Consider the following 16,713-nt stretch of genomic DNA (forward strand, 5'->3'; position numbering starts at 1 on the left):
GCCAGGAAACTGGAGCGGCCCGGCGATTTCTCGCTGAAACGCACCGCGCCGCCACCTGAGTGGCCTCGCAGAACCGGAAGATATCCATGAGTGAACAGCACAATTCGCAACCCGATAACAGCAGCTACGGCGCCTCGTCGATCCAGATCCTCGAAGGTCTGGAAGCGGTGCGCAAGCGCCCCGGGATGTACATCGGCGACACGTCTGACGGCACCGGTCTGCACCACCTCGTGTTCGAGGTGCTCGACAACTCGATCGACGAAGCGTTGGCCGGGTACTGCAACGACATCCACGTGACGATTCACGCCGACAACTCGATTTCCGTGACCGACAACGGCCGCGGGATTCCGACCGACGTGAAGATGAACGACAAGCACGAGCCGAAGCGCAGTGCCGCGGAAATCGTGATGACCGAGCTGCACGCCGGCGGCAAGTTCGACCAGAACAGCTACAAGGTGTCGGGCGGCCTGCACGGCGTGGGCGTGTCGTGCGTGAACGCGCTGTCGAGCTGGCTGCGCCTCACCGTGCGCCGGAACGGCAAGAAGCATTTCATGGAGTTCCATCGCGGCGTCGCGCAGGAGCGCGTGCTCGAGACGGTCGATGGCGTGGAAGTTTCGCCGATGCTGATCACCGGTGACACCGAGAACCGCGGCACCGAAGTGCATTTCATGGCCGATCCGACCATTTTCGGCACGGTCGAGTATCACTACGACATCCTCGCGAAGCGGATGCGTGAACTCTCGTTCCTGAACAACGGCGTGCGGATTCGTCTCACGGACCTGCGCTCGGGCAAGGAAGACGATTTCGCGTTCGCCGGCGGTGTGAAGGGCTTCGTCGAGTTCATCAACAAGACGAAGACCAACCTGCACCCGACGGTGTTCTTCGCCAACGGCGAGAAGGATGGCGTGGGCGTCGAAGTCGCGATGCAGTGGAACGACAGCTACAACGAAAACGTGCTGTGCTTCACGAACAACATTCCGCAGCGCGACGGCGGCACGCACCTGACCGGCCTGCGGGCCGCGATGACGCGCGTCATCAACAAGTACATCACCGACAACGAAATCGCGAAGAAGGCGAAGGTCGAGACGACCGGCGACGACATGCGCGAAGGGCTGTCGTGCGTGCTGTCCGTGAAGGTGCCGGAGCCGAAGTTCAGCTCGCAGACGAAGGACAAGCTGGTTTCTTCCGAGGTTCGTGCGCCGGTTGAGGAAGTTGTGGCGAAGGCGCTCGAAGAGTTCCTGCTGGAAACGCCGATCGACGCGAAGATCATTTGCGGGAAGATCGTCGAAGCTGCTCGGGCGCGGGATGCTGCTCGGAAGGCGCGTGAGATGACGCGACGCAAGGGTGTGCTCGACGGCGTCGGCCTGCCGGGCAAGCTCGCGGACTGTCAGGAGAAGGATCCGGCGAAGTGCGAAATCTACATCGTCGAGGGTGACTCGGCAGGTGGGTCGGCAAAGCAAGGGCGTGATCGCAAGTTCCAGGCGATCCTGCCGCTGCGCGGCAAGGTGCTGAACGTCGAAAAGGCACGCTACGACAAGCTGCTGTCGTCGGAGCAGATCGTCACGCTCGTGACCGCGCTTGGGTGCGGGATCGGCAAGGAAGACTACAACCTCGACAAGCTGCGCTATCACCGCATCATCATCATGACCGACGCGGACGTCGACGGTGCGCACATCCGGACGCTGCTGCTCACGTTCCTGTATCGCCAGATGCCGGACATGATCGAGCGCGGGTACGTGTATATCGCGCAGCCGCCGCTTTACAAGATCAAGGCGGGCAAGGACGAGCGGTATCTGAAGGACGACGTGGAGCTCAACGCGCATATGCTGCGGTTGGCGCTGCAAGGGTCGGAGCTGGTGCCGGGTGAGAATGCGGCGGCGATTTCGGGTGATGCGCTTGGGGAGTTGGCGCGGTCGTATCTGCTGTCGCAGAGCGTGATCGAGCGGTTGAGCCGGTTGTATGACCCAGCTGCGCTGGAAGCGGTCATGGACGGCGTGGTGATCGATCTCTCCACTGAGGCTTCGACCGAGGCTTCGGCGAAGGCTCTTCATGCTGCGTTGCATGACGAGGCTTTGAAGAACGAAGTTCGTGTCGTGCCTTCGTATGACCCGGTTCGCGAACAACGGTCGCTGCATGTCGAGCGGACGCATCACGGCAACGTGCGCGTTTCGGTCATCGACCAGGAATTCCAGCACACGGCGGATTATCAGCAGCTCGTGACCACCGCGAATACGTTCAAGGGGCTTATTGGGGAAGGTGCGGTCATCAAGCGCGGGGAGCGCAGCATGGCCGTGGCGGACTTCAAGAGCGCGATGAAGTGGCTGTTGGCGGATGCCGAGCGGAACGTTTCGAAGCAGCGGTATAAGGGGCTGGGGGAGATGAACCCCGAGCAGCTGTGGGAAACGACGATGGATCCGGCAGTGCGGCGTCTGCTGCGTGTTCAGATCGAAGACGCGATTGCTGCGGATGGGATCTTTACTACCCTCATGGGGGATGATGTCGAGCCGCGGCGGGCGTTTATCGAGTCGAATGCGTTGCGGGCGGGGAATATTGACGTTTGAAGGCGTTGCAGCAGGCGTAGGGCGCCAGAGTAAGCGCGACTGGCGCCACAGTTTTGCGACTGGGCGTCACAGTTGGTGCGACTGGCCTACATTGGTACTGAGCGCGGTTCCGGGCATTTTAGACGGGGGCTCTTAATCCGTAGGTCGAGTGTTCGAGTCACTCACGCCTCACCACCGAATTCTGCTGTAGGAAATAAAGCACTTGCGAGCGATCGCGGTGCTTTTTTTCGTCTATAGCCTGCGTGTGCAGGCATCAAAAACTGGCCTTTGCCGGAAATCTGCCGGAACGGAAGAATCCAGACCAAGCAATCTCAATCATTCGCATGGAGTCTGGAAATGGCCTACATCAGCCAGCGTGGTGCTTACTGGCGCGCTGAAGTCCGCCGACTCGGGTACCTGCGCTTGAAGCGGAGCCCAAATTTCCGGCGCTGACTGCCTGCCGCGGGCGCTCTCGCAGTTGAGATTGCGATTCCCGATGCTTGCCGTATAGTGTGCTCCACAACCAAACCATATCGGGGAGGGGCAGCCATGGCGACAGCAGCAGAACAACGAGCCGAAGAGCAGCAGGCTATCGAAGATGAACGTCGCTCATTCGAGCGCCGGCAGCGAGCGTTCTTGACTGTAACCAAGCAATTCGCACCATACGGCAACGGCACACCACTGGACGCCGACTTGCAAGAACTCGATGCAGCCGACGCCGACTGGAAAGCCAAGAACGCAATAGTAGAGCGAATCGCCGAAGAAATCCGCGATGGCAAACGTCGCTAACAGCTCTTGCTGACAGAACGACAATAATGAGCGACCTTGAACACTCGCGCGAGCTGCAAGAGAAATTTGAGCTTTACCTGCTCGCATTGATCTTCACGATCTTGGGGCTCGCTATTCAGACAGCAAAATTCGGCACCTACCGTGCGGCTGACGTTTCGCAAATCCTCGGCTGGGTTTCGCTCACGGTCTCAGGTGTATGCGGACTCTGGAGGATGGGGTGGATTCCCGTTGAGCTCAAGACTGGCGCGCAGCTACACGGCTTGCGCAAAGAGCGTCAAGAACTAGCAGAACACGCCGATCGGGGAATACAGCAGGTACAGATTGACGACCAACCGGAGCCCGCAGACGCTCACGAACTTATCACCACACGCGATGGCATCATTCAAAAGGGGCAATCCCGATTAGACGAAATTTAAAGGGCGATCCGCGTGAAATCCGCAATTCACAAGTGGACGTTCATACTCGGGCTAGTCCTACTCATCGTCGCCCGATCCTGGTTCCCAGTAGTTGGGCTTTTCAGTCGTCCAACGTTGCAGGCTTCGTGTGAACACACGACCCCAGCAAGGTAGCGTGAAAGGCGTCAAATCAAATGTATATGGCGGCAGTTTGTGAAAAAGCTGTTCGGCTGCCGCACCGGGGCATTGCGCACCGACTATGGGAGATCCATGCTCAGAGCAAACAGCATGGTTGGGTCATACAGTCGACCGATTTCTCCGATATAAGACTGAAAACCTTCCTTAAGGCTGTCCATGTTCGCATCACATCGGCTGCCCAAAATCGCACCAATTGCCCGATCGATATGCTTGTACGGACAAACGTTGGCGAGCAACCACGCATGCCCCTTACGAGAGAGACATGCACCCAACACCTGCTCAATTAGGATGATTCGCCCTGCGAATTTCTGACACGCGTCATTTTCCGCCAGTCCGCGCAGAGCCCTCTTGTCGCCGGTTAAAATCTTCGAGTTCGGCGAACTCAAAACCAAGCTAAGCAAGACAGCTTCGCCTTCGTCAATTTGTGGGATGGCCGCCAATTCCGCGAGCAAATCGGGATCGGGCATCCCGATTTGCGCCATTAACTCCAGATGGGCAGCGAGGGATGCGGCCGCATCAGTAGAGTGGAATTTCTTACCATCGGGCTTCTCAATACAGCGCTGGGTCCGATACCGCAGCGATGTGACCGTTGCCATTTCGCCCCAGGGATGCCCAATCAGCTCCGGCAAATGAGGCAGAACGTTCCAGTGAGCGAGCTTGCATAGAGCATCCACGTCAACGTAAAGCATTTGTCGGTCGCTCAACGTCTTAGCAAGCTTCAATGCCAGTGATCCGGCACACTAGGTCCTGCATGTCATCTGAAACACGATCGAGGTCGAGATTGCGCTGCAACGCAGTTTTCATAATCGCCTCGGCGTCGCTGTCTTCACTGAGATATCTCAATGCCGCCATCGACTCTGGCCACCTACGGCTCAGGAAGGCGTACCGCAGAACAAGATGGCCGCTCTCGATACCGAGATCACGAGCGGCCTCGCGCGACTTAACGGCAATTTCGACCGCCGAAGCCCAACTCGGCCACGCCGACACAATACGCTCGACGTCATCGCCGCCAAAGATTGACAGTGCGAAGCGGTCAGCCTCCTGCTCTTGGATATCCTTGGTTGATTCCGCCTCGTATTCGGAATGTTCCTGCAGCGAGACGTCAACGATCGACCCGGTTCGCTTCAGATGCCCCGAGGCGATGTGCCCAATTTCGTGCGCCACGATAAACGCCAACCAAGCTCGCGACGATTTCTTTTTGGATACGATGATGACCGGCCGGCCATCAATCACCATGACCGCGCCATCCATTTTCCGAACACCAACCGGCAGGTTCGGCAACGGTAAGACGGGAACCCCAAGGTTCCAGCATGCGTCGATCAGCGATGAAAGCCCAACAAGCCCGTTCCCAACCTCACGCGCCATAGCCGCAACGCCAGCGGCATCTGTAAATTGGGCGTTGTATGGCACCGGGAACGCAGCAACAACAGCGCGAGCGAGCGAAGACGCGATAGCTGTCGCCGCCTGCAACGACTCCGACGATACATCCACTCGATGCTTGTAGGCGACGGACCCTGCGGACGCGCGCTGACGGACCTGCCCCTCCATCAGGGCGGCCAGATCCAATCCAAGTCTACGACTTATCAGCACGCAGAGCTCAGCGATGCCGTCAGGACTCTTCTCGGCGTCGGTCGCCCACCAAACCGGCAACAGAGCACGCACCTGGGCCCGGGTAAGCCCAAACCCCTTCAGATTGTCGTAAATTGTCTTAGCGCTGACGTTGCTCATGCGTAACCTCCTCTTCCCTCGTTCGAGGTGCGCGTTACCGCCATGTCCAGAACCGGCTTCAGGGCTTGGATGAGAGGAGCAAGAATCTGCGCGCTGCGCAGTTCACCATCCCACAGTGACAGGATCGCTTGTTCAAGCAAAGCACGGCCAGTCTGGTCGATGCTTGCCGATGCCATTATAGCTTGACTATGCGCATTATGCTCGTTATGCCAACTATCGATATACCGCAAGACCCGCTCAGCCGTTACCGTAAGCGTCTTCCGTTCACCGTGCATAAACCGGCATAACGACGATTGCCCTACTTGAGCCTCGTTAGCAAGGGCAAGAACAGATATCTTTCGCGCACGACAAAAGGCCTCTATGCGCTCAACGGTAGGAGCGACATCGACGCTGGCGGGGGTTGCTTTTCTTGGCATAATCAGCATAATACCGCCATGCCCATTGCCATCGCAACACCCTCCACTTTGTTACCGATCACGGAAGCGGAAATCCGTGCTGCACTGCTCGCGCGACTGATGCGCAGGCGTTCGGCTCGCCAGCACGTTCAGGAAGAGTTCCGCATCGAGCGCGGTGGCGCCCGCATTGATGTTGCGGTTTTTGGCAAGGATATGGTGGGTTACGAGATCAAAAGTGACCTTGATACCTTCAGTCGCTTCTCAAATCAGATTCATGCTTACAACCGGGTGTTTGACCAGATTCATCTCGTCGTCGGGCCGACACACGTTACCGCTGCGTTAGAAGTCGTACCGAGTTGGTGGGGCGTACTAGTTGCAAGCCGCACCACGAAGGGCAAGGTGACACTGGAGTCCGTGCGTGCGGCTCAAATCAACCCGCGGCAGGACCCATTCAGTCTCGCCTCCCTTCTTTGGAAAGATGAGGCGATCGCGGCTATCGTGCAAAGCGATTCAATTCAATTGCCGAAATCGGCCTCGTCGCACGATCTGTGGGCACTGATCGCTTCTGCGTTGCCCCTTGAGACCATCAGATCCCTGGTCTCGACGACTCTCTGGCAACGTCAGGTCAAAGCATCGGCGGTAAGCACCATATGATGGTTGGTGGCGTCGCGCCGCCAAGTCCACGGTACGCCGTTCTTGTCGCTGCCGTTAGCATCCTTGAAATACTTGCCATCACCGTAGCTAAAGGGCTCACCCGAATACACCGGATCCATCGTCAACAGCTTGCAAAGACCCCGCAACTCTCCTCGCGGTGCGCCCTTGAAACCCTTTCCTTTGAACAAGCGCCAGAATCCATCGGCCGCGTAGCGTATCGCGATCGCCGGATTGACCGCTTTTGGGTCAAGGTCTTCCGGAAGAGGCTCCGGATTCGTCACGGTATAGTCGGCGTAGCGCAACGGCGCAAACGCAGGATCTTTTTTGACATTGCTCCATATATGCCACTCGACACGAGGAATGTCAGTAAATCCCGGCTTCTTTCCCGTCAGATTCACTGGAAACGATCCACCCGCAAGCGTTACGCTTGCGCAGCCCACGCTCAACGCGGCGTGCAGGTATGGCGTTACGTCTGCTACGCACGCGGCTGCCTGGCGATCTACCAGTGAATACTGGTCCATCATCAGGTGAATGCGGCGTTTCTTAACGATTTTCGCCAAGGTGTCGACGCCCGATTTTACCTGGGCTGCCGTAAATTGATCGGTCCGGAACCGCAGAATGACGGCATCATATGTGGCCAGCTCTTCTATTAGTGACGGCGTCAGACCAGGTAGTGTTTCGAGCCAGCTCGATCGAATTACCGGCACCACCTGGTGCTCAAGCTGCTTATCCAGTACGCGGCAGATCACTAGGAGCAGGTTAACCTGCTTCGCATAGCTAGACGATACGAAGCCCGTGTCGATACAGACCGGAACTTCGACTGGAACAGATTTCGCGATTTGCTCCGCAACCTCCTGGAGGTATGTTGGCAGTGCTTTGCGCAGTGCAGCAACCTCAGGCGCCACGCTAATAGGCTGCAACTCGAGCAACGGCGTCACTCCTTCCCACTGTTCATCCTTAAGATATCGCAGCGCGTCACGCTCACCCCGTTTCCACTTCAGTACCGGCATGTACTTCCAGTTCATCCCCATGGTTTTCCCCGAATCACATGTTGTTGATTAGAAACAGCGAAAGACTACCCTGCCCCAATCACACCTTTGTTTTCTGACTAATTGAAACCAGTGCGAATGGCGCACGCGTGCGCCACATACCGTATATTTTCTTGATCCACTACGCAAGATGCCAAAGCCACCGACCAAGATTGAGGAGGAGACTGCCCACCAGCAAGACAGTCAATAGCATTAAAACGTATCTAGCGGTGTCGAACAACCCGCACTTCATCTGTCCGAGGCATCCGTCGTCGGTTACCGATTTGCACCCAGGCGGCGGTGTGCAACATCGTCAATGTATCTCTCCCTTTCCAAGGTCGACGACCACGCCCCTCTCCGGTGGGTCAAACGGCGATTTCGCCGTAGTGGAACTTGACGCTAAGCCAGTACCCGCGCCGTCCCTCTCAAATCTACCTGCAAATGAAGCTTCCGCCGGCACGACCAGCCTCCGCGATTTCAAACAAAACGGCAGGACCCATAGCCGCAGTCCGACAATCGCAGAGAATTCGAAAACAGGCAGTGGTTCGTCGAAACAATCAGTCTTTGGAAAGATCAAGGCAACATCCCCTTCGCCATCCAAATAGCTGTGGCCATATGCTTGGAGCTGGTAGAAATCGCCCTGGGAGAGACCGTACTTGTCCTTGCCATTCGATCTTAAGCCATCCAACAACTTCCACTTGGTGTCGAGCACAAGCACATCGCGGCCAACATCGCGAACAAGCAGGTCCGGTTTGAGGCGAAACCAATCTTGGCCACAATGGCGAACCAGGTGACGGCTTCTGGCCTGGGTTTTCAGAAGCAGGGGACGGGTTAGTTGGTCAGCAAGATGCTTGGCAACAAAGGCCTCGAATAGTGCCTCCATAGGAAACAAAAGCGAAGGGGCATGATGTCCGCCGACTCCGGTCAAGGGCGATCTTTCATTGAGCACTAGGCGGGCCCAGGCCAGTGCATCGTCGTAGTAGCTCATCCCTCTGTCGAGCCGCACATGCTGGAAGTCACGATCTGGCTGAACTGAGGGCGGGATTTCGGCGAACACGAAACACAATTCGCGTGCCAATTGTTGGTTTGCTTTTGACGCCGACATGGCCAATACGCGACGCAGAGCTGCATGCAACAGTCGATTCTCCGCGCGGTTCGGAACGTACTCGTCGTGCTCAGTGAAAAAGCGATCTGCCCGGCAGAGGTTCTCTCGAAGATGTGATGCCACCAGCAGTTTTCCCCGGAGCGAGAACAAGTTGCCTTGTCGGCTCGAGTAATCGCTCCGAAGCCCGCGCTTAACGACCTGCTCCACGCTCAATAGGAATTCGCCGATGAACACCTCGAGCAACGGCATGTGGGTAGCTCTGACCTTGGCTCTGTCGGTTCGGATGTGGCGGAAGCCATTGAGACATTGAAGCATGTCGAGCAACAACCGTCGGGCGTCGGCAGCGCCACCGCCGATAGCCTTGCCGACCTTCGGCAGTACCTCAATCTGATATCCATCCGGAGCGCGGACAACGCCAACAAAGCTCGTCACCTGTATGGCTCGCCGCCCTCGCCGCCGGACCGGGCGCAGCCATGCTGCCCCGCCGTCGTCCGCGCGCAAGCTTTCTAGTTCCAGCCATCCGAACACATTTGCGGGAACGACGTGCAGCCCTTCTGCCTCCGCGACGTCTGTATCCTCTGCCACTAGAGCATCGAACTCGTAGATCGTGATGCCGTTCATGCGGTTTCTCGTGCCTCTACCGAAGGAGTGTCTGGTAGATGCCGATATAAGCGTCTGGGTTGGAAAAAGCTGCCTCCCGGACAGTGTAACGCCGCTTGGCGCTGTAAACGTCCAGACCGTGGTCGTTGCCGAACAACTGCGCCAGATCATCCTCGTGGTTTTGACTTTCAATGACAAACCGCTCGGGCTCCGGTTTTTGATTGTCCGCAAGCACGAGCTGAATTTTTCGCCAATCCTCGAAGAAGTACTCCTCCAGCAAGGGCAGGATGCGATTGCTGAATACTTGCTGCAACGCCACTAGTCGTTCGTCGCCGTCAGGCACTTGAGCTAACGGGGTGAAGTACGCGTGACCAATGCAATGATCTCGATCGTAGAGTGCTTCGACGCGCTGATTGATAGCCGCAAGCATCCGCGGGATGTCGATGACCTGCTCCCCAGTCGTCACGCGCAGACCATGCAACGGTGCGCCGGGCTCGTCGCGAGCATCCGGCATTACGGGTACGAATTCGAATCGGCGCCGCAGAGCCGTATCCAACAATGCTAAGGAGCGGTCTGCAGTGTTCATTGTGCCGATGATGTCGAGATTGGCGGGCACCGAAAAGCTCTCGCCAGAATATGGCAAGGTCACCGAAATGACGTTGTCTGCACCCTCTCGCTTATCAGGCTCGATCAAGGTGATCAATTCGCCGAATATCTTGCTGATATTGCCTCGGTTGATCTCGTCGATCACCATCGCAAATCGCTGCTCGGGCGCTGATCGGGCTCGGCGGCATAGATCTTTGAAGACCCCAGCACGGATTTCATATTCGATCTCTCCAGTCTCCGCCTCGCTGTTGAGGACCGGTCGGAGTCCCTCCACGAACTCCTCATAACCGTAGGATTGGTGGAAGGTAACAAAGCTATAGCGGCGAACGGCTCCTGACGTCGGCGAGCCGGCTCGGTAAGCCCTCACCGTTTCGATGAGATCTACGCAAGACTCTGCCCATTCGCCCGCAAACTGCCAGACCGAGTCCGACGCCTTGTCGAACACTGCGGGCGACAGTCGCAGCTTGCTATTAACGGTTTGTGATTCCTCGACCGTATGGTTCTGCAACGTACGCGACCGCCCGGCGTTCGGTATACGAGCCCTCATGCGCTGCCTGTCGCGTCGAGCGGACCACGCTGCCTCCCTCCGGGCAAGCTACCCCACGCCCGCCTGCGTCAAGACACTCCGTCAAACGACTATAGTTTTGGAGACGCGAAAAATGTTGCCGAAAACAAGCAAGAAGTTGCGCGACAACGAGACATCAAAGGTGGGAAGCGAATACCCACTCGTCATCGCCCTTGCGCTCAAAGGAGAAGTGGGAGGTTCACGGCGTGCGATAAAAACACTGACGCGGTGGACGGGCGCTAGCGAGCGCACCGTACAGAACTGGCTCTCTGCGGTTCGGGGACCAAGCGGCCCACATCTGGTAGCCCTGGCCAAACATTCGAATGCAGTTCACGAAGCGTATTTATCGCTCGCAGGACGAAACGAGGCATCCGCCTCGCAGATCGAAATGTCGATAGCGCTACTTCGTGAGGCGCTCGGTCTACTTGCCGGCAGTAGTTAGAGGCGGCGTTCATTCCAAGCCAGCACGGGCGCATTTGACCAGCCTCGCGATGCGCGGCCGACTGAGAGCTGGTGATGCTCTACAGCTATCGACGGGTCTTGTACACGCGCTTAAACACGACGCGATCGCCAAACATCTTCTGTATGAGCAGGCTAAGCCCGACAAACACCACTGCACCTGTAACCCAGCCGCCTACTGACATGGACTCGGGCAGATGCCGATGCGCTTGATAGCCCGCGAATGCGGCAGCAAGCAGTGCCGCGCCGAAAAGCCCTCTTGCCGGTCCATACTCAACTTCAGCCTGACACCCCGTGCAAACCGTCGCGCCGCGCGGAACCCCAGTGCGGCAGTGAGTACAAGTCATATTGCTCATTATTTTCACGATCTAGGCTATAAAACCACTCGACTGCAAAACGCAGTGAGCCCCTTTAAGCGCATAACGACATAAAGGTAAAATTCTTTAGACGAATTCGCAACGTCTCAACATACGAATTTTGGATCGCGCAATTTTTCCGATCAGCAGGCCGATTTTCGAAACAATGCGTCGTCAAGCTGCATGAGCTCAGGCAGTCGGTTCGAGGGTCGGCTGCTCTAAGGCAATCGTATCGACGACGGCCTGCAGTTCGCAAAGCAAATCCGCCTGTTGCGCTTGCAAGTACTGGCGCACCGACTCGTTCTCAAGCAGCCTCCCAAGATAGCCCTTTGCGAGCACGAGGTTGAGCACGTCCTGTCCATAAGTCTGCTCGACCACCTTGTACTGTCCCTGCAGATTGCTCATCTCCCGTTCCATCTTCGCCATTTGCTCTGGGCTCACGCCGGCAAGCTTCCTCGGTTTCTTCCCTTCGACCAGCCGAGAAGCCGGTGTCGCAACAAGTAACGCTTCCGCATAAGACACGGACAGGTTGTTCGCTGCCACCATCAGTTCGACGCACTCAACCTGCCGCGTCGGTTTCATCTTGCGTAGAGCTCGCGCGAGCTCCGGCGAAAACTGCCGGTCCTTCAGGAGTTCGGTCGCTTCAGCGCAAATCCCGTCCAGCAATGCCATCCTCTTGATGATCTGCGACACATCTACGGACAGTGCCTTCGCGAGTCGCTCCGGGGACACCCCTCGTTCAACTGCCCGGCGAATCATGAAATGCTCCTGGATAGTCGATAGTCGATTGACGCGGTTGTTGTACGTGTAGCTCTCATCGTCCGTAGCAACGAGGCACGACACGGTGTTGTACTGGAGCTCCTGCAACGCGATCAGTCGCAGATGGCCATCGAGCAGGACGTGGTTGCCCGACGCCTGGTCGACCGGCGTCACCGAAAGCGGCTCGATTAAGCCCACCTCTTCGATGGAGCTTCTGATCTGCTTGAACTTTCGCGAGTTCATCATGCCGGCAGGCGTGCGCCGTGATGGCAGGATGCTCGTGATCGGAACAGAGAGTGGTTCCGGAATGAACCCAAGTGCTACGCCGGTCATGCTGGACTCCCGCTCGGCCATACACGTTCTGCCAGATACTTCGGCAACGTCGCCAGTTCCTCAGCGCGCAGCAGGTTGACGAAGTTCTCATCCGCAAATAGCTGCCTGAGGGCGCCGACGACGAACAGCAACCGCTGCTGCGTAAACTCGGCCTTCCGCACCATCGTTTTCTGCCGCTCGACTTCATGCTGATACGTTCGAACGAGGCTCGATGTGGTCACGTCCATCACCTTGCGCGTCATGTTTCGATTCGCCGTGCGGCCGAGCGCTTTCCTCCGCTCGATGACGCGCCGAGCGTCCATCAGCTGGCGCCCACGCAATCTCCCCGATTCATATGCCTCCTGCAGTGCGGCCTGGATCGCCTCATCGTCGTCGCCGGCACCAACAATCGATAACGCTGCGTTCAGCGGGATTCGGCCTTTCTCCACCGCGATCACAAGTCGCTCCTCGCCCTGATGCAGCAGCGTCAGGATTCCCTGCACGTAGTGCTGTGTGAGGCCCGTCTTCTCGGCGATCGCCTTCGGGGCGTATCCGCGTTCCTGCAGTTCGCGTATGCCGGCGAGCAGTTCGAGCGGTCGGCACTGTCGTCTCGCGATGTTCTCCGTCAGGCTCATGATGAACGCGTCTTCGTCGCTCACGCTCACCACCAGCGCTGGTATCGTCGTTTCTCCGAGCGATCGGAACGCCTTCAGCCGCCCCTCGCCACACACGAGCAGATACTTCTCCACGCCACTTGCCGTTGCCCGTGGCGTGACCAGGATCGGTTTCTTCAGGCCGATCGTCTTGATGTTGCTGACGATTTCGTCGAAAACTCGACCATTGCGCTCGCGAGGATTGATCACCTCGATCTGGCTGATGGGGATCATCCGAACCTCACCGGGCTGTTCACGCTGAGTCATGCTCTTCTCCTCAGCCGAGCTCGCTGTGCCATACCGTATAAGTAGTCCAGCGTGTCGAAGCGATAACTCTCGAACTCGATCGGATTCCAGTCCGCGAGGCTGATACGAGGCTGCCAAAAATCGATGTGCGGCAGCAGGTAGTAGTCGAGCGCCGTCGAGTTGCTCTGGTCCAACCTGACTGCAACGGTGATATCCGGCAGCAGGCTCGTGTCGAACCGGATCTTCCAGCGGTTACGGCCGCTGTTGCGCACCTGACACCGTGACAGCACGATGCAGGCAGTGAACTCCCGATTCACGGTCAACAGGTCCGTCGCCGGATCACGCGATACCGATCCGCCGAGATCCGCGATCTTCTTTTCGGTCTCGGCAACGATCTCTGGGTGCAGTTGCCGAATGAAGCGATTCGTTTCGATATAACGATAGTCACGTCCTGGCGTGAAGCCAACCGTCTGATACGCACGAATCAAGCTACCGAAGCGATACACATACACCGAGGTGGACGGCATGCCCTCCGTTTCGTCGATCACAACGCCCGATAGAAAGCCTCTGCTTCGGTACAGGTTTCGCAGACGCTCGATAAGCTCCTCGCTCGAGTAGCGCCGGGCGCGCGCCCGCATGATGCCCTGCGCGGTATAGAACGTTTCGCTCGGCACGATGGGTTCGAACGCACCCTCCTTGCGTATCCACATCTCCGACGGATTCGTGACACGAGATTTCTTCAGCTTGAACGACACGCGGTTGTAGACGTTGTTGCCGATGTACTTTTCGTTGGTCAGCACCTCCCGAATCGTTGCCCGAGTCCAGGGTCGCCCAAGGTCCGTCTGAACGTTCATGCCGTTCAGGCGTGCGGCGATCTCGTGCTCATTGAGTGACTCATTGATGAACCAGCTGTAGATGAGGTTGACGATACGCACCTCACTATCCGGGCCCGGCATCAGAATAACGCGGTCCGTCTGCAGGCACTTGTGTTGGCCGCGTTGCAATTCCCCCTTCATGAGGCCATGCTCGTCGACTAGGATCCGGCGTAACGCATAGCCTGCCGGGCCGCCTTGCCGGAAACCCAACTCGATCAACCGGCATTGGCCAGCGAAGACCTTCGCTGACAACTCGCGGCTGTACTCACCGGCCATCGCGCGCTTCACGCCTTTGACGATCGTCGAAACTGGCGAGCCGTCGTTCTCGAACTGCTCGGCGCAATAGGCGACCTGGATGCCAGCGCGCCGGCAGATGTACTCGTAATAGGCACTTTCGTCTGCATCCTGGAATCGTCCCCAACGGCTTACGTCGTAGACGAGGATCACCTGGAAATCGGCCATGCCGGTTTCCACGTCCCGGATCAGCTGCTGCAGCGCTTGGCGCCCGTCGATTCGCAAACCACTTTTGCCCTCGTCGGCGTAGGTCCGCACGATCTCGAGATCGCGACGAGCAGCGTAGTCGCGAATGCGATCACGCTGATTCTCCGTCGAGTATTGCTGATGCTCCGTCGACATCCGAACGTATTCAGCAGCCCGCATCCTGCAGGCCTGCTCGTCAACGGATTCGCATGTGCAATCGAGGTCCACGATCCAGCTCCCACTGGCAACCGCCCCTCGCTGCGCCATCCCCGACATCAACTAGGGGATTTGTATCGGCGAACGCGTCGCGCCTTGCAATGACGTCGAATGCGAGCGAGTACACAGCCAAGGTAGCAGGCCATAGACCCTTGTCGTACACGTCATCTCTTTGCAATCACGCCGGAACGGGCCTGGGCTCAGATAGCACGGCGATGTGCACCGTCCACGCGTTCATCTTTGCAACGCCGGCCTCAACCGCGTTGCGCAGGATATAAAACCCAGATGCCAGCGGGCGATGGGCCGGCCACACGTCCATGTTTGCAACAGCACTAGCAGTGCGCCGCGCATTTCGTCGTCGCTGCATCGCGCAATTGCGATCGCGATAGGCCGGGTGCGTCTCGCGGTAGTGCCGCCAGTAGTCAGGATGTCGGGCCCGCCAGCTGGCCTGGGCGCGGATCTGATTCTCGCGATAGTCGGGATCGACTCGCATGCGCTGGTGCTGCCATGCACGCCGGCGAGCACGCTGGCACGCCTTGGCCGAGCAGAAGCGTTGATGCGGGATGTGTAAGAGCGGAGTGAAGGGTGTGCCGCAGGCGGCACAGATCCGATCCGATTTCATGGCCGTGCTCCACAGAGGAATCGCAGTGGGGCCGGCCGTGTTCGGGGCCAGGGTCAATTGAAGCCAGCTCGCGGGACGCGGCGTCCCACCCTCGCAGATTTTCCCGCTCTAGGAGCCGCTCTTGAGCTTTTTCTAGGCCTGGACCTTCCGAGGGTCGCACGAGCCGCTCATAGAGCTCACGGGTTATTGGGGTCGCACCCAAGCGCTACTACTTTGGCGTGGAAGTAGACCAGTCGCAACAACTCCGTCGTCTCGACAAAGTGCTTGTGGCGGGGTTCTTCGTAAGTCGTTGATTTTTAGTGTGCGGCGTCTCATCAACTAAGTCGCCCTACGGCAGGAGCCATAAGGTGAGATTTTGGGAGGCATCCGTTGAGACATTTATCGATGGGTGCGCTCCGATAGCTCAATGACGGCGTATGGCTAGCGCCAGAGCCGGGAGAATGAGGGCTGCGGCGGTTTAGGAAGCCTTCGTTCTCTCATTCGCGGCAACGATCATCTGTGCAATCCCGAGGCCGTTCGCTAAGTCACCCATACGACCCGCTGACCACAACCAACTCAGCATAGGAGTCGGAAATGGCTAACGCCAATCATAAGTCACGCCCCGTCGTAACGGAACGCTTCGTCAAGATTCAAGAGTCAGCACGCCATCACTCCTTGTCTAGAGTCCTCCGTGCCATCAGAGCACACCGGAAACTGAACACGACGTATTACCCGTGGATCAAATTGGCTGGAGTATGGCTTGAGGATGCGGGATTCGAGGCGGGAGAACGCGTCCGGATTACTGTCGAGCACCAGCGACTCATCATCACGCCGATGTGATCGTCGCATTGCCCATGGTGGGCGTCGCAAGTCACCATCCGTCTAGGTAGCTCGGTGCCCGATACTCCGCACCGTTAGTAACTGTGACAAGCGACGATTGTGCTGCAATCGCAGCGGGCCGGCCACTCAGGCCCGCTGCCATGTAGCCTTTCAGCGCGAGCTGCAACCCACGCCAGGCGCACCGCGCATTTCCGCCGCGCCAATGCAAAAACCCCCGCCTTTCGGGCGGGGGTTTCTGGCTTAGGGAGCCTGACGATTACCTACTTTCACACGGGAATCCGCACTATCATCGGCGTAGAGTCGTTTCACGGTC

At 57.8% G+C, this 16,713-nt stretch carries 14 protein-coding genes; 5 read left to right on the plus strand and 9 right to left on the minus strand.

What is annotated here, in order from left to right:
• The first annotated feature begins 86 nt into the window (after positions 1-86).
• The 3 genes from gyrB to DIE02_RS34180 all read left to right on the plus strand — a co-directional run bounded on the left by gyrB (position 87) and on the right by DIE02_RS34180 (position 3,745).
• On the plus strand, positions 87-2,561 hold the full coding sequence (gene gyrB / locus DIE02_RS34170; protein WP_044848661.1) for a DNA topoisomerase (ATP-hydrolyzing) subunit B: 2,475 nt from the start codon (positions 87-89) through the stop codon (positions 2,559-2,561).
• A gap of 528 nt (positions 2,562-3,089) precedes the next feature.
• Positions 3,090-3,329, plus strand: coding sequence for a hypothetical protein (locus DIE02_RS34175; protein ID WP_124530279.1), 240 nt, complete (start codon positions 3,090-3,092; stop codon positions 3,327-3,329).
• 26 nt (positions 3,330-3,355) lie between these two features.
• The gene (locus tag DIE02_RS34180) at positions 3,356-3,745 is read left to right on the plus strand and encodes a hypothetical protein (protein ID WP_124530280.1); all 390 of its coding nucleotides are present in this window, start codon (positions 3,356-3,358) and stop codon (positions 3,743-3,745) included.
• A gap of 236 nt (positions 3,746-3,981) precedes the next feature.
• Here DIE02_RS34180 and DIE02_RS34185 read toward each other — a convergent pair whose 3' ends face one another.
• Positions 3,982-4,644 (minus strand): hypothetical protein, encoded by a 663-nt coding sequence (locus DIE02_RS34185; protein WP_124530281.1) that lies wholly within the window; start codon positions 4,642-4,644, stop codon positions 3,982-3,984.
• Positions 4,631-5,650 (minus strand): ImmA/IrrE family metallo-endopeptidase, encoded by a 1,020-nt coding sequence (locus DIE02_RS34190; protein ID WP_063533792.1) that lies wholly within the window; start codon positions 5,648-5,650, stop codon positions 4,631-4,633. Before DIE02_RS34190 ends, DIE02_RS34185 begins: the two co-directional genes overlap by 14 nt.
• A gap of 302 nt (positions 5,651-5,952) precedes the next feature.
• Between DIE02_RS34190 and DIE02_RS34195 the strand changes: the two genes are divergently transcribed.
• Positions 5,953-6,699: a sce7726 family protein gene (locus DIE02_RS34195; protein WP_124530282.1), complete on the plus strand. Its 747-nt coding sequence runs from the start codon at positions 5,953-5,955 to the stop codon at positions 6,697-6,699.
• On the opposite strand, the gene DIE02_RS34200 is transcribed toward DIE02_RS34195, so the two are convergent.
• The 7 genes from DIE02_RS34200 to DIE02_RS34235 all read right to left on the minus strand — a co-directional run bounded on the left by DIE02_RS34200 (position 6,666) and on the right by DIE02_RS34235 (position 15,581).
• Entirely contained in the window at positions 6,666-7,724 is a 1,059-nt protein-coding gene (locus DIE02_RS34200) for a beta family protein (protein WP_185702686.1), read from the minus strand. The genes DIE02_RS34195 and DIE02_RS34200 overlap by 34 nt on opposite strands.
• 316 nt (positions 7,725-8,040) lie before the next feature.
• Positions 8,041-9,453 carry an McrC family protein gene (locus tag DIE02_RS34205; protein ID WP_124530284.1) on the minus strand — a complete coding sequence of 471 codons (1,413 nt, stop codon included), beginning with the start codon at positions 9,451-9,453 and terminating at the stop codon, positions 8,041-8,043.
• A gap of 16 nt (positions 9,454-9,469) precedes the next feature.
• Positions 9,470-10,546 carry an McrB family protein gene (locus DIE02_RS34210; protein ID WP_260441557.1) on the minus strand — a complete coding sequence of 359 codons (1,077 nt, stop codon included), beginning with the start codon at positions 10,544-10,546 and terminating at the stop codon, positions 9,470-9,472.
• 1,061 nt (positions 10,547-11,607) lie between these two features.
• The gene (locus DIE02_RS34220) at positions 11,608-12,510 is read right to left on the minus strand and encodes a plasmid partitioning protein RepB C-terminal domain-containing protein (RefSeq protein ID WP_124530286.1); all 903 of its coding nucleotides are present in this window, start codon (positions 12,508-12,510) and stop codon (positions 11,608-11,610) included.
• Positions 12,507-13,409, minus strand: coding sequence for a ParB/RepB/Spo0J family partition protein (locus tag DIE02_RS34225; protein WP_027783079.1), 903 nt, complete (start codon positions 13,407-13,409; stop codon positions 12,507-12,509). Before DIE02_RS34225 ends, DIE02_RS34220 begins: the two co-directional genes overlap by 4 nt.
• Positions 13,406-15,019, minus strand: a complete 1,614-nt coding sequence (locus tag DIE02_RS34230; RefSeq protein WP_124260254.1) for a recombinase family protein — start codon at positions 15,017-15,019, stop codon at positions 13,406-13,408. Before DIE02_RS34230 ends, DIE02_RS34225 begins: the two co-directional genes overlap by 4 nt.
• Before the next feature lie 118 nt (positions 15,020-15,137).
• On the minus strand, positions 15,138-15,581 hold the full coding sequence (locus DIE02_RS34235) for a hypothetical protein (protein ID WP_081056987.1): 444 nt from the start codon (positions 15,579-15,581) through the stop codon (positions 15,138-15,140).
• A 573-nt stretch (positions 15,582-16,154) separates the two neighbouring features.
• Between DIE02_RS34235 and DIE02_RS34240 the strand changes: the two genes are divergently transcribed.
• A complete protein-coding gene (locus tag DIE02_RS34240; RefSeq protein ID WP_081071593.1) occupies positions 16,155-16,400 on the plus strand; it encodes a SymE family type I addiction module toxin in 246 nt (81 codons plus the stop codon).
• Positions 16,401-16,713 lie beyond the last annotated feature (313 nt).

Origin of the sequence: Burkholderia sp. Bp8991, from assembly GCF_003853795.1 — a bacterium.
Lineage (GTDB): Bacteria > Pseudomonadota > Gammaproteobacteria > Burkholderiales > Burkholderiaceae > Burkholderia.